14 protein-coding genes and 2 pseudogenes are annotated in these 23,128 nt (G+C 41.3%); 1 reads left to right on the top strand and 15 read right to left on the bottom strand.

Annotated elements, in window-relative coordinates:
• Position 1: 1 nt before the first annotated feature.
• The 3 genes from ACTQXY_RS06210 to ACTQXY_RS06200 all read right to left on the bottom strand — a co-directional run bounded on the left by ACTQXY_RS06210 (position 2) and on the right by ACTQXY_RS06200 (position 2,834).
• Positions 2-1,402 (bottom strand): Wadjet anti-phage system protein JetA family protein, encoded by a 1,401-nt coding sequence (locus tag ACTQXY_RS06210; RefSeq protein ID WP_441658764.1) that lies wholly within the window; start codon positions 1,400-1,402, stop codon positions 2-4.
• 82 nt (positions 1,403-1,484) lie between these two features.
• Entirely contained in the window at positions 1,485-1,973 is a 489-nt protein-coding gene (locus ACTQXY_RS06205; RefSeq protein ID WP_441658763.1) for a GNAT family N-acetyltransferase, read from the bottom strand.
• A 156-nt stretch (positions 1,974-2,129) separates the two neighbouring features.
• Positions 2,130-2,834, bottom strand: coding sequence for a 4Fe-4S dicluster domain-containing protein (locus ACTQXY_RS06200; protein WP_441658762.1), 705 nt, complete (start codon positions 2,832-2,834; stop codon positions 2,130-2,132).
• 85 nt (positions 2,835-2,919) lie between these two features.
• Between ACTQXY_RS06200 and ACTQXY_RS06195 the strand changes: the two genes are divergently transcribed.
• On the top strand, positions 2,920-3,576 hold the full coding sequence (locus ACTQXY_RS06195; protein ID WP_441658761.1) for a Crp/Fnr family transcriptional regulator: 657 nt from the start codon (positions 2,920-2,922) through the stop codon (positions 3,574-3,576).
• 17 nt (positions 3,577-3,593) lie between these two features.
• Here the strand turns inward: ACTQXY_RS06195 and ACTQXY_RS06190 are convergent, their stop codons facing one another.
• From ACTQXY_RS06190 to ACTQXY_RS06135, 12 genes and pseudogenes are all read right to left on the bottom strand, one after another.
• Complete coding sequence (locus tag ACTQXY_RS06190; RefSeq protein ID WP_441658792.1) at positions 3,594-4,295, bottom strand: L-ribulose-5-phosphate 4-epimerase AraD; 702 nt, start codon at positions 4,293-4,295, stop codon at positions 3,594-3,596.
• A 13-nt stretch (positions 4,296-4,308) separates the two neighbouring features.
• Positions 4,309-5,904: an FGGY-family carbohydrate kinase gene (locus ACTQXY_RS06185; RefSeq protein ID WP_441658760.1), complete on the bottom strand. Its 1,596-nt coding sequence runs from the start codon at positions 5,902-5,904 to the stop codon at positions 4,309-4,311.
• A gap of 22 nt (positions 5,905-5,926) precedes the next feature.
• Entirely contained in the window at positions 5,927-7,426 is a 1,500-nt protein-coding gene (gene araA, locus ACTQXY_RS06180) for an L-arabinose isomerase (protein WP_441658759.1), read from the bottom strand.
• A gap of 86 nt (positions 7,427-7,512) precedes the next feature.
• Complete coding sequence (locus tag ACTQXY_RS06175; protein WP_118208541.1) at positions 7,513-8,541, bottom strand: ABC transporter permease subunit; 1,029 nt, start codon at positions 8,539-8,541, stop codon at positions 7,513-7,515.
• Between the two features lie 25 nt (positions 8,542-8,566).
• A pseudogene (locus tag ACTQXY_RS06170) lies at positions 8,567-8,944 on the bottom strand (ABC transporter permease subunit); the annotation flags it as partial.
• A gap of 179 nt (positions 8,945-9,123) precedes the next feature.
• Positions 9,124-9,432, bottom strand: a pseudogene (locus ACTQXY_RS06165) (IS1182 family transposase); the annotation flags it as partial.
• Between the two features lie 453 nt (positions 9,433-9,885).
• Entirely contained in the window at positions 9,886-10,044 is a 159-nt protein-coding gene (locus tag ACTQXY_RS06160; RefSeq protein WP_441658758.1) for a hypothetical protein, read from the bottom strand.
• Positions 10,045-10,056: 12 nt separating this feature from the next.
• Complete coding sequence (locus tag ACTQXY_RS06155) at positions 10,057-17,796, bottom strand: Calx-beta domain-containing protein (RefSeq protein WP_441658757.1); 7,740 nt, start codon at positions 17,794-17,796, stop codon at positions 10,057-10,059.
• Positions 17,793-18,575 carry a prolipoprotein diacylglyceryl transferase family protein gene (locus ACTQXY_RS06150; protein WP_441658756.1) on the bottom strand — a complete coding sequence of 261 codons (783 nt, stop codon included), beginning with the start codon at positions 18,573-18,575 and terminating at the stop codon, positions 17,793-17,795. The genes ACTQXY_RS06155 and ACTQXY_RS06150 overlap by 4 nt, the downstream gene beginning before the upstream one ends.
• Complete coding sequence (locus tag ACTQXY_RS06145) at positions 18,572-22,315, bottom strand: AMP-binding protein (RefSeq protein ID WP_441658755.1); 3,744 nt, start codon at positions 22,313-22,315, stop codon at positions 18,572-18,574. Before ACTQXY_RS06145 ends, ACTQXY_RS06150 begins: the two co-directional genes overlap by 4 nt.
• A 2-nt stretch (positions 22,316-22,317) precedes the next feature.
• Positions 22,318-22,617: an STAS domain-containing protein gene (locus ACTQXY_RS06140; protein WP_441658754.1), complete on the bottom strand. Its 300-nt coding sequence runs from the start codon at positions 22,615-22,617 to the stop codon at positions 22,318-22,320.
• Between the two features lie 81 nt (positions 22,618-22,698).
• A complete protein-coding gene (locus ACTQXY_RS06135; RefSeq protein WP_441658753.1) occupies positions 22,699-22,953 on the bottom strand; it encodes an ATP-binding protein in 255 nt (84 codons plus the stop codon).
• Positions 22,954-23,128 lie beyond the last annotated feature (175 nt).

The following is a 23,128-nucleotide window of genomic DNA, read 5'->3' as shown; positions in this document are numbered from 1 at the left end:
ATTACTTCCTCCTGATTGTAAATCCTGAATACTGCAAGCCTTCCTCTGTCGTAAATTCCTCTCTGATCACAATCTCTTCTGTCTCTTGCGCAATCTCAGTGGATTCCTGCCATACAAATAAAAGCTTCTCTAAATCTTCCACTGTGTGAACGGTATCTTTTGTCACCTGAAATGCTCCATCCACCTCATTTTGTCTGCGAAATTCCCGAATCTGTGCCTTTGTATATAATGGTTTTACAACAAACTCATCCAACTGTTCCTCACTTTGTCCCGTCTTTACAAGTTCCTGTGGTTCAAACGCTTTCTTTTTCGCATCTCTCGGTTTTGCAAAGCTCCTCTCTTTCAGCACTGCAAAACGCTCTGTCATGCCCATACGTTCACCAAGTTTTTTCAATATCTCATCTTTTCGGTCGCTCATATTTAATAGCCTGATCAGCGCTTTTGTGTGGTCTTCCTCCACATCACCCTCCGCCAAAATATATCGGATACGAGCCGCCGCACGTTTTGCAAATACTCTCTTTTGATCAATGAGACGATTGTATCTGCGCTCAATCCCGTCAAACTCTCGATTGATCTGAAACAAGATCTCCATTGCCTCATCGCAGCTCTGTACTCCACGTTCATTTCTTCTCCACGCAAAAGAATCTGCCTCCAGCTCTTTTCTCCTCTGAAGCAACTCCTGCTTTCTAGCCTCATTTCCCATCAGATTCTGATCAATAAGCTCTTTCACCTCTTCTTTATACCGGTAAAAACTATCCGTCGTCGTCAAAATCGCATACTTCTGGCTATCTGTATTATTCATTTCCTGCACAAGCACTTCCTGAATTCCAAGAAATGTCTTCTGCTTCGTCATTTCCTCAAAAAATCCACGAATTCCTTCTTGCATATTCGAGAGCATCTGAAGCAATGCCTTCGAAGACTGCAGCGCACTTTTCAAAATCTCATTGTCCTTTTCTTTTGAAGAGTGGTATGTAAACAGATGGCTGTATATGGTCAACAGACTCTCACGCTCCATACTGCTTTCTTCATTATATAGCCTGCCAAATAATTCTGTGAACATCTGGCTGTAATCCGGAAATGAAACGACATAGCAGTTCAGAGATTCGTCATAATCCTTTCGGAGCCATCCCCACTCTTCCAGCTTTCGAAGCATCACTGACGCCATATTCGCCCGCGTGAGAAGTTCTCCCTCTTCCTCCAGGTCACTTTGACTAAAATCCATCGTAAATGTAGAAATCTCCATCTCGATCGTGTCCTGACATTCCTCTTCTGTAAGTCCAAGCAATGAATACGAACTTGCCGACTGCTCATAAAGTGCAATCAAAATCCGCTGAAAATACTCGACGTACTTACTGTTAAATAATTTATAAAACTCCTTTGGAATTCTGTTTTTTATACTCATAGATATTTGTCCTTTGTCTCTATATATGGTTCCGTTCCCATATTTCTAATCCTAAATATCATATCATGCAGTGAATCTTTTTTCAATCAAACGAAATATCAAACGCAATCCTTTCGCTGCCATTTGCTACGTGAATAATTCCGCATTTTTGAAATCCGTATTTCAGGATTGCCGCCTGCATTGGTTTATTATCCTGATGCGTGTCAATCCTAAGATAACGGCATTTTGTTTTGCAAAAATCAAAACAAATTTTTGCAATCCCCTTTGCCTGTCCATCTGATGCAAGTCTGTGTATTGTTCCATATGTTTCTGTGCTGTGCCATGCACCATGTTCGATTTTCTGATATGTCGGGTCCTCTCCCACTATAAACGAAAACACACCTACAACTTTTCCCTGTTCCTCACAGATGTAACAATTTTTTTCTATAATATCCTTTTCAACTAGCTGCTGCCCCGGATAGCCAACCGCCCATTGTGTAGGATTCCCACTGTTCTCCATAAATACCCTTGCTTTTTCATATATCTTCATAATGCTTGGCACATCCGCCAGCTTTGCCTGCCTGATTTCCATTTTTTCCTTCCTTTCCTTCCAATCTGTAACAGTTCAGTCATAACAGCTCGAGTTTACTGAACTGTTACAAAAAAATAGATACCTCATTCATCTGAGATACCTATTTTATCAGCTTTTTTGTTAAAACACTACTCCCAATAACATTTCAAATTGCTCTTAATCTAATATTTTCCCATCAATCGAAATCGTGACAACTTGCCATGGAATAAACTTTCCACTTTCCTTAAGCGCTTTTTTCGCAGCCATCCCAAGACCACCGCAGCATGGAACTTCCATACGAAGTATTGTGACACTTTTGATATCATTATTCTCCAAAATCTGTGTTAGCTTCTCGCTATAATCGACATCATCCAGTTTTGGACATCCGATAATTGTCACCTTTCCTCGCATAAATTCCTGATGCACATTAGCGTAAGCATAAGCCGTGCAGTCCGCTGCAATCAGCAATTTTGCCCCCTGAAAATAAGGTGCATTTACTGGCACAAGCTTGATTTGACATGGCCATTGTGCAAGCTGTGACGGCTGGCTTACTGCCGGTGCTGCTTCTTCATTTGTTGTCGCACGTTTCAGCTCTCTCATACGCTGTCCTGGACAGCCACTAAACTGCTGTGGTGCTTTTCCTGCTTTTTTCTGATTTTCCAAAACGGCCTGTTCATCATACGCTGCCGCTTCTCGTTCCACAAAACGGATTGCCCCTGTCGGACATGTCGGAAGACAGTCTCCAAGTCCATCACAATAATCATCACGAAGAAGTTTCGCTTTCCCATCTACCATACCGATTGCTCCTTCATGACAAGCCGCTGCACAAGCTCCGCACCCATTACATTTATCTTCATCAATCTCAATAATTCTTCGAATCATATTTTTTCCTCCTTGCATTTGTAACCTGAGTATAATATAATCAAGCCAATAATTCAGTGGTTATAACCACGGAAATGAGGATTTTATGAAAAAAATTGAATCAGTTTTATTTCAGGGCATTACGGAAAATGAGTGGATGCACATGCTGGATCTTGGCTGCATGCGCACACAGCACTTTGCAAAAAATACTATTATCTTTCACACCGGAGAACATATCCATGAAATCGGCATCGTCTTAAGCGGAAGTGTCAATATTGAAAATATTGATCTGTGGGGCAACAAAAGTATTTTAAGCAATATTTCGGCAGGACAGGTATTCGCCGAATCCTACGCGCTCTGTCAGGAACCGATGATGGTTGACGCAGTCACTGCGGAAGCTGCTGATATTCTCTTTCTAAATATGGCGCCTCTGAAACAGGTTCAAGATAAAGAGAGCTGGAGTGCTAAAATCATGCAGAATATTCTCTATATTTCTGTGCAAAAAAATCTAATACTTTCCAGACGTATTTTCTGCACTACTCCTAAAACCGTTCGCAGTCGTCTCTTTATCTATCTTTCTACAGAAGCGGCAAAAGCCAAAAGTACAACATTCCAAATTCCGTTTGACCGTCAGGGACTTGCCGACTATCTCAATCTGGATCGCAGCGCCCTATCGAAAGAACTTGGAAAGATGCGTGACGAGGGCATATTGGAATTCCATAAAAACAAATTCGTACTTCATACAATACCAGAGAAGATATAGGCTATTTCATAACGTATTTATTTCTCCACCTGACCATAGTAAGCATTCGCCCCATGTTTTCTATAGTAATGTTTATCCTGAAGTTCTTGCGGAGCCGGCGTATTTTGTGAATTCAACCTCTCACATCTAGCCGCCATTTTTGCTACTTCTTCCAGCACCACTGCATTGTGGACAGCTTCGTTTGCACTTTTCCCCCAAGTAAATGGTCCATGATTCTTGCAAAGTACTGCTGGGGTCGCCACATAATCAATCTTCATTCGCTCAAACTCATCTGCGATTAAAACTCCTGTATTTTTCTCATAGGCCTCTGCAATCTCTTCTTCTGTCAAATTTCTCACACACGGAACTTCACCATATAGATAATCAGCGTGAGTTGTTCCGTAACATGGAATACCGCGCCCTGCCTGTGCCCAGCTCGTTGCCCATGAAGAATGTGTATGAACGATTCCGCCAATATCAGGAAATCGATTATACAGTACAACATGTGTTGCCGTGTCCGAAGAAGGGTTGTATCTTCCTTCTACTCTATTTCCATCTAAATCCACGACCACCATATCTTCCGGTGTCAGCAAATCATACTCTACTCCACTCGGTTTAATGACAAACAACCCTTTTTCTCTATCAATTCCACTGACATTGCCCCAGGTAAATGTTACTAATCCGTATTTTGGAAGCAGCATATTTGCCTCATATACTTCTTTTTTCAATTGTTCTAACATCATGCCTTCCTCCTCATACTAAATTTTTTAATGCAGACTGCTCAATAGCAATTCCATCTTTATATCTTTCAATGAAGCGCTCAAATCCTTCCACATCTTTTGCGTCCGGTTCCATGCTGACTCCTGCATTTCCTGAAAATACCTTTTTGCTAAGATAATCCCCAAGACTTTCTTGTTCTTCCTTCTGAATCATATAAGCAGCAAGCAATGCCATTCCCCATGGACCTCCTTCTCCCGCAGTCTCCATGACCGATACTGGAGCATTGATAGCCGCCGCAAGAATTTTCTGTCCTACTCCTTTGGTCTTAAAAAGTCCTCCATGTCCTAAAATTGTATCTATTTCAACATGTTCCTCTTTCATCATAATATCCATACCAATTTTTAATGCACTAAGTGATGTAAATAAATGTACTCTCATAAAGTTTGACAAATTAAAATTGCTCTTTGGCGAACGCACAAATAACGGTCTTCCCTCTGCCACTCCAGTGATATTTTCTCCTGAAAAATATCCGTAGGAGAGCAGACCGCCACAATCGTCATCTCCCTCCAAGGCTTTCCGATACAATGTCCCAAACAGACTGTCCATATCTACTTTTATGCCAAAACTTTCTGCAAATTCTCGAAAGAGTCCCACCCATGCATTCAAGTCTGATGTACAGTTATTTGCATGAACCATTCCGACAAGACTGCCATCTGGTGTTGTCACAAGATCAATCTCCGGATACACCCTTTCCAGCTCTTTTTCTAATACAACCATTCCAAAAACAGATGTTCCCGCAGATACATTTCCTGTTCTTTTTCGCACACTGTTTGTCGCTACCATTCCGGTTCCGGCATCACCCTCTGGTGGACAAAGCAAAATACCTGATTCCAAATTTCCGCTTATATCCAGAAGTCTCGCACCTTCCTGTGTCAACATCCCAGCTCGTTCTCCAGCCTGTAACACTTTTGGCAAAATCTCTTCTATTTTCCAGGAAAATCCTTCTCCTTCCATAAGTGTATCAAACTTCTGAATCATTCCCTCATCATAATTTTTCGTATTTGGATCAATTGGAAACATTCCTGATGCATCTCCTACGCCAAGTACTTTCTGCCCGGTTAATTTCCAGTGAATATATCCTGAAAGTGTTGTAAAAAATTCCACTTTTTTCACATGTTCTTCTTTATTTAAAATTGCCTGATACAAGTGTGCAATGCTCCATCTTTGCGGAATATTATATTGAAATAATTCTGTCAACGCTTCTGCCGCCTGCTCTGTGATTCCATTTCTCCATGTTCTAAACGGCACAAGCAGATTTCCTTCATGATCAAATGCCATATAACCGTGCATCATTGCACTAAAACCAATCGCCCCAAGCTGTTTAATCGTTACTTTGTATTTTTCTTTGACATCCTCTGCCATTTTTGCATAACTTTCGCGAAGCCCCGTCCAGATATCCTCCAAAGTATAAGTCCAAATTCCATTATCTAAACGATTCTCCCACGAGTAATCCCCAGATGCGATTGGCACATGTTCCTCATCAATCAAAACTGCTTTAATTCTTGTCGAACCAAATTCTATTCCAAGCACTGCCTTTCCACTTTCAATTGTCTCTTTTACATTGCCCATCTATTTTCCCTCCAAACAAATATCATTTCCGGTACACAGCACTATTCCACAACAATTCATTTTTAAACTGGCGAATCCTTGTATCCTGATCAATATAGACCGCCTCAATTCCCATTGCTGCTGCCCAATCTCCCATCTGTTCCGCTGTCAAATCATAAGAAAATGCAGTATGATGTGCACCTCCAGCCAAAATCCATGCCTCTGTTCCTGTCTGCAGATTTGGACGCGGTGTCCAAAATGCAGTTGCGACCGGAAGTTTCGGCATTGGCTTTTCTACTTTTTTACAGTCCACATCATTGATAATCAAGCGGAAACGCTCACCAAGATCAATCAATGATGTTGCAATTGCCGGACCTGTCTTTGCGGTAAACACAAGTCTTGCAGGGTCTTCTCTGTCTCCCATAGAAAGAGGCTGCTCTTTTATACAAATCTTTCCCTCTGCAATTGTTGGACAAACTTCAAGCATATGTGACTGTAAAATTCCTTCTTTTCCAGGTACTAAATTGTAAGTATAATCTTCCATAAAAGAAGTTCCTTTTGTTTCTTTCATTCCTTCTGTCATAATCTTCATAACACGTACCATTGCCGCTGTCTTCCAATCCCCTTCTGCGCCAAAGCCGTAGCCTTTTTCCATCAAGCGCTGAATTGCAAGTCCCGGAAGTTGTTTTAATCCGCCCAAATCTCCGAAATGAGTCACAATAGCATGGTAATTCTTTTCTTCTAAAAAACGCTCAAATCCAATCTCAATTCCTGCCTGTACTTTCACATGCTCGCGAAATTCCTTTTCATCACGTCTTTCCAAAATAATCTCGTATTTATTATAATACTCTTCTACAAGTGTATCAATATCTCCTTTTGAAATACTGTCAACCATCTCTGTGATTTCGTTTACCGGATAAGCATCTATTTCCCAGCCAAATTTTATCTGTGCTTCAACCTTATCTCCTTCTGTTACTGCAACATTTCGCATGTTGTCTGCAATACGCATCACACGGATATGACTACTTTCAATAACACCTACTGCTGTTCTCATCCATGAACCAATTCTCTTTTGCACATTTTCATCGGCCCAATATCCCATTACGACTTTTCGTTCCATTCCAAGGCGACTGAAGATATGTCCATACTCTCTGTCTCCATGCGCCGATTGATTTTCATTCATGAAATCCATGTCAATGCTATCATACGGAATCTCCTGATTAAACTGTGTATGCAGATGAAGCAATGGTTTTCTATATTCCTGAAGTCCTAAAATCCATGATTTTGCAGGTGAAAATGTGTGCATCCATGTAATCACCCCTGCGCAATTTTCATCCATATTTGCGTCATTAAATGTCTTCCGAATCAGTTCATTTGTGATTAATGTCGGTTTCCACACTACCTCATATGGAAGATTTCCCGATTGATTTAAATTATCTACGATAATGCGTGAATGCTCTGCTACATGTTCCAGACATTCCTCTCCATACAGATCCTGTGACCCTGTGCAAAACCAAAATTGATATTTCTTCGTTTTTAGCATTATGTTTCCCTCCTAATATTTCGCAATTTTTTAATCTAACTATGTACAACAAGGCTCCCCTGGCGGAAACCCTCGGAGTATACTATTTATTTTTTCTTACGTGCCATTACAATACTCTGGATCACAAGGAACAGGCAAAGCATTGCCGCAACGGTAATTCCTGTCCACCATGCCTCATCGAGACCAGCTGACGATACAATATTTTGAATTGTGCTAAGTGAAATCACACCAAAGAATGTACCTATAATATTTCCTACACCACCTGTCAGCATCGTTCCACCAATGATGGATGATGCAATTGCATTCATCTCCATACCAGTTGCATGGGACGGTGAACCTGAACCAACATACAAAAAGTATACGAAGCCACCGATTCCTGCAAGGACACTGCAAAGCAGATGTGAAAGGAATTTTGTTCTCTTTACATTAATTCCAAGCATCAACGCACTTTGTTTATTTCCACCGACTGCATAAAATGAACGGCCAAGTTTTGTCCATCTTAAAACACAGAACATTACTACTACAACAAGAATTGCAACGATTACACCAATCTCTACATATGCATCTACGTATTTACCTAAACGATTCACAGAGCCAAAGCCCGGTACAATAATACGTGTATTTTTCAATGCTACAAATGATTCATTCTGCACATTAAATGGATCGTTATTGATGATTGTTGTCATACCTCTTGCGAAAAACATTCCTGCCAATGTAACAATAAACGGCTGGATATCAAGATACGCAACAAGAATTCCCTGTACAATTCCGAATGCAAGACCAATTGCAATTGCAATCGCCATCGCTCCAATGACATTTCCATCATGGTAATCCAGGTAAACCGCACAGCTCATACTTACAAGCGCTGTCACACCACCCACAGAGATGTCAATTCCCCCGGTAATCATAACAATACTCATACCTACTGAAAGAATCAACAAAGCTGCATTTGCATTTAAAATATTAAAAAAAGTCTGTGGTTTTAAAAAGCCGCCTCCCTGAAAAAGAATTGCTCCGATATACATCAGGAAAAATACAACAACCGTAATTGAAAGCAGCATATTTGTGTCGGTCATATTTCCTAATTTCCATTTACCTGCTGGTTTTGCTGCCATAGGTTTGCTCTTAACTGCTGCCATATTAACCGACCTCCTTTACTTCTGGTTTTGTTTTTACTTTTTTTCCGAGTACTTTGAACCATTCTCTTACTGTCGGTGCACTGCACACAACAAGTACGATAACAACAACTGCTTTATATGCCGGGAGAGCATCTGCCTGCACATTGAATTTATACAATGTTGTTGTAAGGAACTGAATTACATATGCGCCAAGAATAGATGCTGCCATGTTAAACTTTCCGCCATTCAAAGCATTTCCACCAAGGGCAACCGCTAAAATTGCATCCATCTCAATATCTTTGGCAATAACAGAATAGTTGATAGAAGACAAACGGCTTACTTTAATCAGCCCTGTCACCGCCACACATACGCCTAAGATTACAAATGATAAAAACTTGATACCAATTTTTAAACTCTAACTCTTAAAATAAGAATCTCCCATAGAAATCATTGTTTTTCATATCTGATATTCTGTGAGAGATTCTTACTTTTCCGTTTCTGTATGTATTTTAGGGCACCAAAACCCCTGAACTGCATTTTTGAATCTTTTCTAAGCAATCTTTTCCTTCAAATTTTTTAATCAAAGGTCTGTGTGTAACCAGCCTGTTCTTTGCTCTCTGTACGGATATAATGCAATTCTCTTCCATCATGACAAACATAATACAGTTCATCCTCCAACACCTGTGTTTTCATGTTGTAATACTTTCCAATATCTTCTGCGTAAGTACGTGTTTTCCGCTTTTCATGATCCTGCAACTTGATGTAATTGCAGATTTTATTTTTCTTTAAATACAGGAGATTTTTCTCACTGCAATAACCACTGTCTGCGGTTACTTCTTCCAAAATCTCCCCCAATACATTTTTATGCTTCTCTAAAACAGGGATCAGCAAGATGATAATTAATCGTCCCTCTCCAAACAAAAGTATAACGATTCGCATTTGGTTCCATCGATATAAAGCGCCTTTAGTTAGTTTTATTCTTGAACTCATAAACTGCATCCCTTTTAGGTTTCTGACCTTTCGTAAGCCAGATAAATCTAATTCCTCCATCACTTTTTTCAGGGTATCGACCGGATCGTCATCAGATAAACTCAATTCAAAGAAACTAAAGTTAATTTTCTATTGCCCTAATTCAAAAAATTCGCTATGATATATATTCCTTATCATAGTTATATTATAACATGTAACGGAGAGAAAGATGGTTATCGTTAGCCATCTTCTTCCTCTTTTGGGGAGAAAAAGTTCAGAGGCAGATGCGGCTCTTATGAGTCACACCTGCCCCTGTTTGGAACTATCTATTTCCCGATAGTCCCCTTCCTTCTTTCCATATTCTAATTGCTTCTAAACTCTTTCTTTAATGCTTTCATCAATCTCTTTTGTCTGTTCATAATAAACATCCCTGAGACCCCCGCCTGCAACCTGCTCCATTTCTTCCAGATTAAGTTCCCTTTCTTCTGCATTTAAAATATCCTTTTTTTCTTTGTTTTCTTTTTTATTCATTCTAATCTCCCTCTATCTGTTATATTTTCTTTTGTACAAAATCACACATCCTACACACAGGATACTAATCGTTATCAGCATCAGCCAAAATTTCCAGACACTTTCATCCCCTGTATCCGGTTTTTTTTCGGAAGAATTATTTTCTTTGTCTTCTCCATCTGTCCCCGGAGTATTGTCTCCGTCCGCATTTGGATCTTCCGGTCTCTGTGCTGCATCGCTTTTCACTGTCACTTTTGTCTCAATTGCCTTAAACATATCACTGGTCAAAGTCAGCATCGGATCTACCTCATAGACTTCTCCCGAGCCTGCAAAAGAACCTTCGTAAACTGCCGGCATGATCACTCCATGCAGCGTTGTCTTTCCTTTTTCTGCGCCTACCAGAAGATCATCTGATGTTACCTCAGAGACAGATTCATTGTCCACATCCCATTTCACATCAATACCATAATTTTCAAATGTGGTAAATTCATCGTAGGCAAACTGATCCGACTCAATCTGAACTACTCTGTCCAGATCCACACTCTCTCCGCCTTCTATCTCTATTGGAGCGATAGAAGCCTTTTCAATACTTTTAAATGTATCAGCAACCTCTTTCGGCGTCATACGAATAATTTTATCCGTCTGTACTTTCTGACCTAAAGATGCGTAAACATTCATGGTTTCTGTCGGATTTCCATACTCATCCACACCTGAAACAAACATATTGTCCTTTACCGATATTTTTTCGATTAAGTCTACGCTTTCCCCCGGTGCAAGCTCCGGTATCTCCACTTTTGCTACCGGTTTACCGCCTTCACTCACCGCAATATTTACAGTCTCAGACTGAGAAGTCAAGAATCCATTATTAACAACTGTCAATGTAACTTTTGCCTCATCTCTGCTCTTATCCTGAAGTACATGTACTGTTGCCAGTTCTGCATTTCCGAGAACTGTTCCTTTGAGTTCTTTTTCCGAAACGACATTGCCCCCCTGTGTCAGCTTTGCCATCACTTTCCAATCCGCCCTTCCTGTTGCTTTTTCAGGCAGCTTATAAGTAAAGTGATAGTAACTTCCCGCTCCACTTGTGAATGTGATATCTTTTTCTTCCAGAAGAACATTTCCTAGTTCGTCTTCTACAGTAAAACACAAGCCTTCTACTGGGAGGAAACCGTTATTTTTGATAAATACGCTTCCATCTGTTATTTCTCCTGTCTTAGGATTTCCCATTTCAAGAGAAAGAATCTCAGGTTTTGACTGCGGTGATACTGTCAGACTTACCAGCGCTGTTGCATCTTCATCCTGAAGTGTTGTGCCATATCCTTCATTTTCTGCAGCCGGGATTTCTTTGTTCAAAGTTCTCTCTGCCATAATCAGAAGATTGCCATCATCACGGACAGCGACGTCGATGTCTTTATAATTCGCCCCCGGTGTATCTGTAATCTGAACTCTGCCGGACTGTGCTCCTGTTTCCGTATTGATTTTGCTTCCGTAAATCTGTCTCGTTGTTTCATAATTCGATCCATCTGCGGTATCTGCACTTTCCGGATCAATTTCCGCTTTTAACTGTGAACTGCTCTCTGTCCATAAAATGTAAATCTCTGAACCCTTTTCCTTAATATCATAATCTGTAATCCCCCGTCCTGCATCTGCATTTCCTTCTGCGGTATGTTCCTCTCCATAAGATGCGATGACCTGAGGCGGCACATATCCGATATCTTTGGATTTATTCAGATAATAATATTCCTCACCCTTTGTCTGACCTTCTGCCGGTGTAGTTTCTGCCTTTACATAATGTCCACCTTCGATGATACTACTGAGATTTTGCGCATAAATTTTTGAATCAGAAATCCATGTCAGGTAAGTACCGGTCTCCGTTCTTGTCAGTTTTACTTTCTGGTCTGCAGTTGTATCCGATGTGATCATAATCGGATGTGTAAATGTATCATCTTTATAATCATAAATCTGCATGTAAATGTCTCTGTCGCTCTCTGTCTGCAAATTGCTGTCTCTGTCCAGAGTAAATGCGATCATAGCAAGTTCATTATATGTCACTGCATCACTGTCAACTACCGTTGGCATCACATAACCATCCTGTCCGTACTGAATTTCATGGATAATAGGTTCTTCTGTCCAGTATCCAGATTCATCCAGCTTTTCTTCAATCGACACAACCGGTGCAATCCGCAGGAAACTCTGACCATACCAATCCTTTTCATAATCTGCGAATTCATTCTCAGATACAATGCCCGAATTGATGATCTCCTGTTTTTCCTCTTCTGTATAATGCTGTCTCCATTCCTGATTTTCAAAATCATAATACATATACGCCATGGCGCTGTACGGATTTACCGCATCGCCTAAGAGTCCTTCTCCGCCGTCTGTCCTCGTGTACTCATTTTTGGAATAGCAAAGAAGCATTCTCTCCTCGTCGTCTGTTTTGGAATATGTCACAACTGGCTGAACATCTCCTGTAATATCCTCTTCGGTCGTCTTTGTCGCCTCCTGAACCGCTCCAAAACTCATCTTATCCTTGTGAAAGAGAGCTGTATGGATGTTTCTGGATTCCAAAAGATCAATGGCATCTGCACTGTCATCAAAAACTTTATCTGCCGTTGACCACGCTGCCATGATGCCTTTCTCTCCCAGATCCACAATAGATGGGGAATCATCGACAGTTCCGTCATTTTCTATTATTTTAGGCTCTAGCCAATTTCCATTCTGGTAAATCGTATAATAAAGTGCCGTACTGTTAATTGCGTTTCTTGACGGATCTGCGTCCAGATAGACTGCCAGCACATTTCCATTTCCAAGATCTGCAAACTGAATATCAGAATTTTCATATATACCGGTCATGAGCACCTGTTCTTTAAAGGATTCCTTTGCCTCTTCTGACACCTCTGCCGATGCCGGAGCCTGTCCCCATCCAGAACGGTTGTTCAGATAAGAGCGATCGTCCGGCTGCATGATCTGCACGGAATCATACAAGCTTGTTCCTGTATCCATTACATTGCTCAGCATCTTTGTTCCGTCTGCATTTCCACTGCCCAGATCAATTTCTGACGTTCCAAAATCATACCGGAATTTCATAGTCAAAATCTCTACGAAGATTCCACCGTTGATTTTTAACATCTGCTCATCTGAAATATTCGGGTTCGTGTAATAATATAAGTCAAACAGCGCAGAAATATCTGCCCCTACTGAAGTAGACAAGAGATCTGAACCTACTTTCCCCTCAATGCCTAGACGAGGCGCCACATTAAATGCTCCGTTAAAGTCAAACATCCGATCCGCATTACTCATATTGCTGTCGAAGATATTGATTGCTTTATTTCCGTCTGCATCTTCTACCGCATTACTGATATAATACTTCTCATCATTTCTGCTAGATACTGTCATAACAGAAGTCATCGGTTCTCCCGCTGTTCCTGTCTCTCCCGGAATTCCTTTGCCAAGTCCCACATCCACTGTCAAAATCAAGTCAATTCCAACAGGTGTCTTGTAAACCATTTTTGTACTTGCATTTGCCCCTATCGTAACCGAAAGAATCATATCATGGTAATACCAGTCTCCTTTATCTTCATCAAATTTTGTTCTCACAGATAAGGAAAATGATGTGCTGAGACTTGCATTAAACGCGAGTTTTGTACTTGACTTTTTCGGGTCCTTGTTGTCTTTGACATTTTGCTTATACACGTCTTTCGCTTCTTTTCTGGCAGCTTCCGCTTCATCTACTTTTTCCTGCTGCGCTTTTATAGCAGCAGAGTCTGCTGCACTTTTCTTTAACTCTTTCAGTTTACGTTTCGCATCTGTTAAAGCTACGTCAGCCTCTCCCATTGCATTGGCTGCATTCATGATTTCCGTCGCTGTATCTTTTTCGACTTCTGTATCAGTTGCATAATCGAATCCGAATACGATTGATTTCATAAGCTCTGTATTTTCAACCGTTTTTCCGTTTGCATCAGTATATTTGCCTGTCACGATCTTCTGTGTGACCACATTTTCGCCATTGTCGAAATTGCCACTCCATCCAAAATCAAATTTCGCATCAAGAGCGCCTAAGAATCCTGCCGTACCTGAAAATCCCATTGCATTGACAAAGCTTAACATACCGAGACTTTTCGTAAGACTGATTCCCGTAGGCTGCTCATAGTAGTAATACCCATTCTGATCAACAAACTGGATCTTCATAGTCGTTCCGGCTTCAAAGCCTTCTGTTTCTGGATTGAATTCAAAGCGGAACACACCAGAGTTTTCAATTGTCTCCTTACTTCCATCATCATTTGTAACTGTGACAGGTGTCTGATCGACGAGCAGCTCTTTACTCTTAACTGCTCCGTCCTTTCCGTAAAATTTCATAACTGCCTGTTTTGGCATTACAGAATCTTCTGCGGATACAGCCTGTACTTCGATTCTGTAGTCATTATTTCCATTGGACATGGTCTGATAAGAAATCGGATTATAATTTCCATCCTTATCCTTCAAATATACCTTCGCAGAACCTTCTTTGACAGAGATCGGATAATCTCCCGGAATATTCTGCTCTGTCGCCTTATTTGGGTTCTGGCTGAAGGTATAGGTATTTCCCTGATACTGTACGTTCACAAACAGATAATCAGCCCGTTGCCAGCCAAGACGCTTCAGATGATAATAACCGTCTGTCTTATAGTTTCCTGTACCTGCCCCTTTATTTTCTCCTGTGATTGCCGTCTGGTCATCTACTGTAACATTTGCACCCTTCAATGGTTTTTTATTTGTGGATCCGGTAAATATTTCTTTTTCTTTCAGGAAAATATTTCCCTCCAGAATTCCCTCAGTATTTGTAGTTAGGGTTTGAAAATCGTACTTCAAAACCACGTTGTTTCTCTTAACCGGAAATGTGAGCGAATCGGAGATTGTCGGATTCATTCCTACATAAGAACCACCGTTTTTATTTTCGTCTACATCTATCTTTCCATCTCCATTCACATCCAGCGTATCTTCATACCATCTGGTCTTATACCACTTCGTTCCTGTCGCATCCGGATATATAATCGAATTCAGGCGAATGGACTCATTCTTTTTCAGACCTTCGATCACAAGTTTATTGGCAGGATCCCCCGATAAAAGCTGATCATCCTTTGCATATACAACTCCGCCTTTGTATCGAAGGATCGGTCTTCCATTTTCATCCAGATCCGCCACCTGGTCCAAATTGTCTCCATCTTTCAAAGCTTCTACCGTGACATGATAAGTTGATGTAGCCGCATATACAAAAAGTGGTGTCGTGGGAACAAGCATTGCCTTTTCCCCTGTGCCGGTCTGAATTTTTACTTCGTCTTTCAACGCAGAGCCGAGCGTATATGTTTTAGAGGACTTCGATACAGAAGGCGTTTCACCTCTATACATTTGTTTTGCCATCATATCACAAATCTCTTTTGAAAGTGCTGTCGGTTTTCCTTCTACGGAAATATTTGCTGCGCTGATTTCTTCAATTCCTCGTTCATTATCATTAGAAACAGCCTGAACCATAACCGTATCCAAAGACTTGCATTTCAGAAGCTTACCACTGCCCGATTTCCAGCCATAAGTTTCCCCTTCCGTCTCAGCAAGATATACCCCTGTATCCTTCGGCTTAAATACCGGATAAAGTTCAAACACTCTTTCATCTGACATATAATCCGCATATTTTTCAATAAATGCTTTATCAAACTTAAATCCTGACGTAGAATTTGGGATTTCTATTTCTTTCTGTCCTTTTTTAATCTTCAATCCTACAAACTCTGTGTTTGATACATCCGGCGAAATACCCGCGCTGTTGCTATTCTTCGCATCGTTGTTATATTGATGAGAAATCATTACCTGTTCCGGCTGATAATAGGTCTCTTTCACAGCCCCTCCTACAATCTGAGCCTGACCCAGCCACATTTCCACTGCATTTCCATAATTTTTTCCGGATTCAAGGCTGTCGGAATAATACTGCTTTTCCTGATAAAATGCATCCGGATTTGCCTTCGGATTTTCTTTTGAAGAATTTACGATTTTAAACGTATATCCAGGATACTCTACTTCCACACTGTCAATGGTCAATTTTGCCTTATCATTTCCAGATATAGGCTTAATCCTCAATTCTATCTCTGCATTTGTTTTTCTTGCATAACTTTTATTCTTACCGGACAAATCAATTTTCAACTCCTGGTTGCTGACATTTCCTGCATGTTCCCCAGAGTTTTCAATTCCGCTTGTAACTGCCCAAACTTTCGTACTAGAAGAATGATGTGTTTCCTTATTACATCCGCCTCCTGTTGTCCATGAGCGTCCTCCCATGGCATCGACGTCGTATTGAATCGTCACAGACTTTGCTGTAGACAGATCAAATCGCTTATCCAGCAAAATCTTCTTTTCGTTATTCTCTCCCCGGACTTCTATTGTTTTGCCAATATGAACTGGTCCCGGCGAAGTTCCCGCTCTTTCAGCCTGCGCAGCGCTTGCCGTCTCTGCATTCCCCGGTTCTACAATGTGGACCTTGGCTGCGTTGGCGTTTCCATCTACCTGACTGCCTTTTCCTTGAAGTCCCACAAAAAATGTAACCTCTCCCTTCGTCTCACTAGAAACGGCAAGTGGGATCTTCACTGTCTGCTCTGTCACGCCCTGCGGAAAAATAACATCTTCCTGTACATTGCTGTAATCTTCTGGGAATTTCGCTGTTTCTGCGCTCGTTCCCACGGTAACTCCGGCAATACGCTCGATTCCTCCAGTTCTGTAAATCGGAACCTCTGCATAAGACGCTCCCCGCTCTACATAAATATCCGTCTGGGCAACTGCAAATACAGATTCTTCTTTTACATCATTATCTGCGATATTAATATAAGCTGTCTGCGTATCTGCCAGTTCTGCATTCTCTGCTTCAAACAATGTCAGAAGAACCTGTTCATCGGACTCGCTTACCGTATCTTCCATCGTCTCAATCGTGATGACTTTCTTGTATTCACCGGGCTTAAACGTAAAATCATATCGAACGCCGTCAATCCCTTTGGCAAATTCCTCAACCTGCTTACCGCCTGCTGACGTCATCTCCTGAATTTTACCGTATTCTTCACTGTCCGGCGCAGCTTCTCTCCAGTCCACCCTTTCTGTCTGCTGACCAAGCTGTGCATCTCTGGCCGCCTGTAGGCCGCTCTGACCTTCCAGTGCGCGGAATTCCTTATTAACATCTTCTTCCTGATTCAAGTTCGATTCGCCGGCTTCAAGCTCCACCTGAGATTCTTCCTCTAGAGTTTCCTCCACCGGAGATTCTTCTTGTTGAAGTGCATCCTCAGCTGTATTTTCTCCTCCCGAAAGTTCTGAATCTTCTTGCGGGATTTCATCATTCTTCGGAGTTTCCGCATTTTCCTTTTTCTGAGTCTCTATAAAGCTGTCCGTCAGAGTTTTGTCTGATCCTCCTTCCAATGTTCTTGACAGGAACGTACCTTCCTTTACTGTCAGCGTATAATCTCTGCTGTAAAGTGCAGAAACGTCAACTGCTCTTAAAGAAATTTTTGCTTCACTTTCTCTGTTTCCCTTTCGCAAAAGAACAATTTCTGTTTTCTCGCCTTCTGCCAAAGTAATCTGAGGATTCTCAAAGGCAAATGCACCCTGTGGGTATTCTTCTTCCATTTGAAGAAGTTCCTGCGCCAGCTGTTTTTCCTCCTCTTCTCCCTGTGCAAATGCATCTGCACAAGGAGCAAGTGTGCCCATGAGTATTGCCGCTACGACTGAAAAGGCAACCGTCCTTTTTCCTATTCTTTTTCTTCTCATTGAACTTTTTCTCTCCTTCCTTGTAACTTATCTATATAAAACACTCCTGTCAGGATTGTCAGAAGTGCAGTAACCTGTATCATATTGATTCCTGCAATCCGCAGAACTCCCTTCTGATCCATGAAAAATTCAGAAAGAAATATCATCGTCCCAAATAGCATCAGCGCCCAACCGAATAATGGTTTTTCTTTCTTCCACCGTACAACCAGAAATATAAAAATCCCTGCCGTTATCGCTACTTCCATAAGCTGCGCCGGAAATACCGGATAATCCACAAGCATTGTCGGAAAAATCACACTCCCCACCCCTGCATAATATTTTCCATAACAGCAGCCGTTCAAATAGCAGCCAATTCTGCTGAACATATGCTGAATCACGAAATAAAATGCAACTGCGTCATATGCAGCGCCCGTATCTGTCTGATACGTTTCTTTTCTAAATCTGCCTGCTAACCAATAGACTAAAGGCAGCATCCACGCTGCAAAAAGCACACGCCCGATGAAATGGGTTCCCTGCCTGTCGGTCATCATCATTTCAATCAATTCCGAAAAGGAATGAAATTCCCAAAAACTCCATGTTCTTACCATCTCTCCCGCAACAGCTCCGATTCCAAACAGCGCCAGACACAATACAAGCTGAACGAGAATTTCTTTTATATATTTTGCCTGTCTATGCTTTAGTTTTTTATTCATTACAAAAATAAATGCACCGCTTCCAAACGCCGTCCCAAGCGAAATAAAGAGATGATAAGATTCCATTTCTAATAATGTCGGTCTCATAACTCCTCCTCTCTTCCCAACTTCTTCCATGCATACCTGGCGAGCTTTTCTCCTAATGTCTGCACAAAATAATGTCCCTCTTTTGGAATTTCACAGACAATAAAAGGATGCTTCACATACTTATGATATGTTTTGTAAATCTTTTTATAATTTCTCGTCAGCGGATCATTCTCTCCGTAGATCAAATATGTCGGAACCTCATGTATACTATTGTACTTTGCCATATAACTTTGCGCCGCCGTGATTTCTTTCCGAAACCTCTTATATTTTCCTTGATCCATGATGATATGACCACCGTAAATTTCTTCCAGAATCCTTTTCCCCGCAAAAGCAGGAAGCAGATCCCATATACTCCATTCCCTGTCCCCAATCTTCATGTTTTTGTATGGGGCCGCCGCACAGAGCCAGAATGTACTTGCTTCTCTTCCTGTCTGCTTTAAAGCATCAAGAAATGCAAATGCTGCCGCCGCACCGCCACAGTATCCCATGACATGTATGCGAGTATCTCCGGAAATTTTCCTCGCCAATTCTTTTAGATTCTCATGTACGTTTTCTTTGTCGGCAAAGCTCCTGCAATATACCCACACCTGAATCGCCTTATCTTCAAAACCCTCTGCAAATTTCTGGAAGCACTCCACATTTCCTCCGGCATAGGGGAAACAGATGAAAACATTTTTCATATCATTTTCTTTTTTTAATATGACAAGATTTTTCTTTTTGGGCAAATGTTTTCTCTCGTTCATCCGCGCTGTCTTCGCCATCTTTTCAAGCGTACAATCGGCGTAAACATCCTGAAAGGTAAGATGTATCCCCATACGCTCCAGATCAAGGACAAATTCGACTACGCCAAGAGACGTCAGCCCGGCGTCAAATACAGATTCTCCGGCTTTGATGCCTTCTGGAACCTGCCTCATGAAGGCTTTCTGTAAGTTTCTCAGAAATTTCTGAAAAATATGATCCTTATTCTTGCTGTCAAACTCCTGCGAAAGTTCCTGAAAAAGCTTCTCAGAAAGCAGCTCCTCTAGTTTTCTTCTGTCCTTCTTTCCATGAGCACTTACTGGCAACTCTTTAACCTTTATGATGGTATCAGGGATACAGTATTCAGAAAGCGCTTGTCTTGCCCAGCCGGACAAATCCACATCCTGCCCTGAGTCTGACACATAAAAGACCGCAAGACGATTGTCCATCTTCATCACTTCTGCATCTAGAACTCCTGGACATTTTGTAAGCTCCCTCTCAATATATTCTGGATTCATCCGCATCCCCCGGACTTTTATCTCACTGTCCAAACGTCCCAGAAAATAAATCTGACCATTATAGCCATATTTCCCACAGTCTCCTGTTCGGTAATATCGCCTGCCATTTTTTTTGATGAATTTGATATCTTCAGCATTCAAATATCCCGCGCCCGTCTGCTTTCCTGCAATACAGATTTCTCCCACAACGCCTGGCGGAACTGCCTCTCCTTTTTGATTCCAGATAAAGATTTCTGTTCCCGGTACTGCTTGTCCGATGGGAATTTCTGTTTCACCCCCTTTACATTCATACATGCTCACATCAATTGCACATTCAGCCGGTCCATATAGATTGTATAGCTTAATGTTTGGGAATATCCGATAGGTTTTTTCCACAAGTTTTGGTAAGAGTGCTTCACCGCTGCAAAATATATATTCCAACTCAGGAAATTCCATCGGATGTCTTTCCAGATATTTCAGCAGAACAGCCAAAACAGACGGCACAAAATGCACTTTCGTAATCTTCTTTTTCTGCATCATTTCTGCAAGATAAATCACATCCGCTTCTTTCTTATCTTCTGCCACATACATTTGCCCGCCATCGATCAGAGGAAGTAGTAATTCCCATATAGATACATCAAAAGTCTTTCTTGTTTTCTGCAGATATGTGCCGCCTTTTCCGAAATATTCGCTCATCCATGCAAACCGACAGGCAAGTCCTTCATGAGTATTGAGCGCTACTTTTGGCTTTCCTGTCGTTCCTGATGTATAGATTCCATATGCAATATCCTCTTTTGAAATCCTGTCTGCTCTTTCAAGTAACTGATCCACATTGTCGTCCGCTCTACCGCTCATTTTCCCTAACAACTGCTCCAGTATCAAAGGTGTAATGAGAATATCACAGTTTTTTATTCTTTCTTTTCGGATATTCTCGCTGTCCTTTTCATTTATCGGAAGAAATCCATAGCCCGCAATCATACTGGCCATCATCAGAACCGGAAGATAACGGCTTCGTGGAACTGTGATTCCGATGAATCCTTTTCCCATATATTTATCTTTTTCTCCCAACGTCTCTTCCAGATATGCCACTGTACATCCACAAAGCAGAAGAATCTCTTTCCCAGTCAACTTTCCCTCCCTGTCTTCTATCAGAATTTCCTCTTGCCTGCTTCTCACATTTTCTAAAAACTGTTCGGCAACAGATTGACTATACTGCCACTCTGCTTTCTCTCTCTTCTTTTCATCTTCCGTATCTTCTTCACAAAAAATACTGATATCAGACACCTGCTGCGTAGGTTTCTCTGTCATCTGACACAGGACTTTAAACATCCTCTTTAGAAATCTTTCGGCATCAATCCGATTCCATCCGTAAACACTATACACCAAAACCGCTTCTGTCTTTGACTCCTCTTCATTCCATTTCAGTAGAAGCGGAACTTCCGAACTTCCATTCTCCAGTTCTCCCACCTCTCCATGTTCAATTCTCGGAAGAAACCTTTGACTCCGATAAGATATCATCAAGTCAAACAACGTGCCATCCAAACCCATATCCTTTTTCCAATCGCTGAAAGAATAGGCTGCACACCGCATACCGTCCATCAACATACAAGAAGTTTCTTTTAACAATGCTCCGACTGTCTGTTTTGTAATGACAACTTCAATGACCTGTGTATTCACATACATTCCCATGGTTTCCATCTGGGACGGCTTCCGGTTCAGCACGTTGCGCCCAAGGAACTTTGCAACACGGCCACTATAGGCTTCAAGTACAATTCCCCCTGCCGCAAACAATAACACCTCTGCAGAAACTTTTTCGTTTGTCGAAAACTCTTTTATCCTTTCATGCAGTTTCTTAGGCACTGCCATCCGCAGGACTTCCGCATGATCTGTAGTTCGAAAAATACATTGGTTTTCTCCGGAACGTATTTCCTCGTGCCATCTCTTCTTGTACTTTTCTCTCGCCCTTTTCATCTGGAGTTTCGCCTGGTCCTCCATACATTCCTGAACAAAAAGTGAATCTAACTCCGTTGTCTCCACCCCATATTGCTCAAGTTCCAGATAGATTTTTTCTACCTTTCTCACAAGAACAGAGAAAGCATTGCCATCCATAATCAGATGTGAAAATCGTCCGAAAATATAGCACCCCCGATCGCTCTTTATGTATCTGTAATCCGAAAGCAGAGTATGCTCTGTCGGCATCTTTTTACACATCCAGCTCTGCATTTCTTCTATAATTTCTTCCTGCGATCTTCCGCTTCTGTCATAAAAGGGAAGTGTATACTCTTTATACATTTCCACATACTGACGACCATTTTCTGTCATATATAAGCGCTGGGCAGAACATTTCTTCAATACTTGATTCAGCGTATCCTGCCAAATTCTGTAATTTGTCATGGATTCTGAATAAATATATCCTCCTAAATTGCAGATTGCTGTATCTTTCATTGCTACATATCTGTTCCAAATATTTTTCTGATATGGCGTTAATTCCATTAATGTATTCATATTTATTCTATCGTCAGCAAATCTGCCAGTCCTGTCATATCAAGCATTTCCATAATTTCTTCATTCACATGAAGCAGTTTCATTTCTCCCTGCCTGCTCATTACCCTATCTGCCGCCATAATAACACGGATGCCGGCAGAAGACATATACTCCACCTGTTCAAAATCAAATACAAGTGTCTCAATCTCATTTGTCACGGAATGCTTCAGTTCCCCTTCTAGCATTGGTGCTGTTGTCGTATCAATTCGACCTTCAATTTTAACTGTTAGTTCCCCGCCTGTTACATGTTTTTTAATCTGCATTTTCCCTTTCCTTTCTTGCCGCCTGTCTATTTTTCGGTTATGGTTCATGTTCCACCCTATTTTGTCAATTGTTTCGGTCACTTACACAAATTTCTTTCCAATAGAGAATCTGTTTCTCTGCTCCTGATATTGATAATCCACATAATCCATGGTTTGTTTCACGACAAAAAGTCCCAGTCCACCGATCTTTCGCTCACTTTTTGGTGCGTCAATCTCCGGATCGACGCTTTCCAGCGGATTATACGGGATTCCATCATCAACAAAAACCAGATAGATCATATCATTCAGAATTCCCAATTTCAGTTCAAGCTGTGTGGCGCTGCTATATTTCACCACATTGTAAAAAATAGGCTTCGCCTATTCAGCTCCCCTTCCCCTCAATCTTGAGGGGTTAGGGGGGTTCTTTTTCTTCCTTTTTCCTGCATAATAGACTTATGAATATCTTACAAAGAATCTTTACCGACTATTATGAAGAAATAAAATATACCCTTCATCCCAGAAAGACTGAGAT

Origin of the sequence: Faecalimonas sp. LCP19S3_D12 (assembly GCF_052121495.1) — a bacterium.
Classification (GTDB): Bacteria; Bacillota; Clostridia; order Lachnospirales; family Lachnospiraceae; genus Faecalimonas.
The sequence above is the reverse complement of the archived record's forward strand: the minus strand, read 5'-3'. Positions and strand labels throughout refer to the sequence as shown.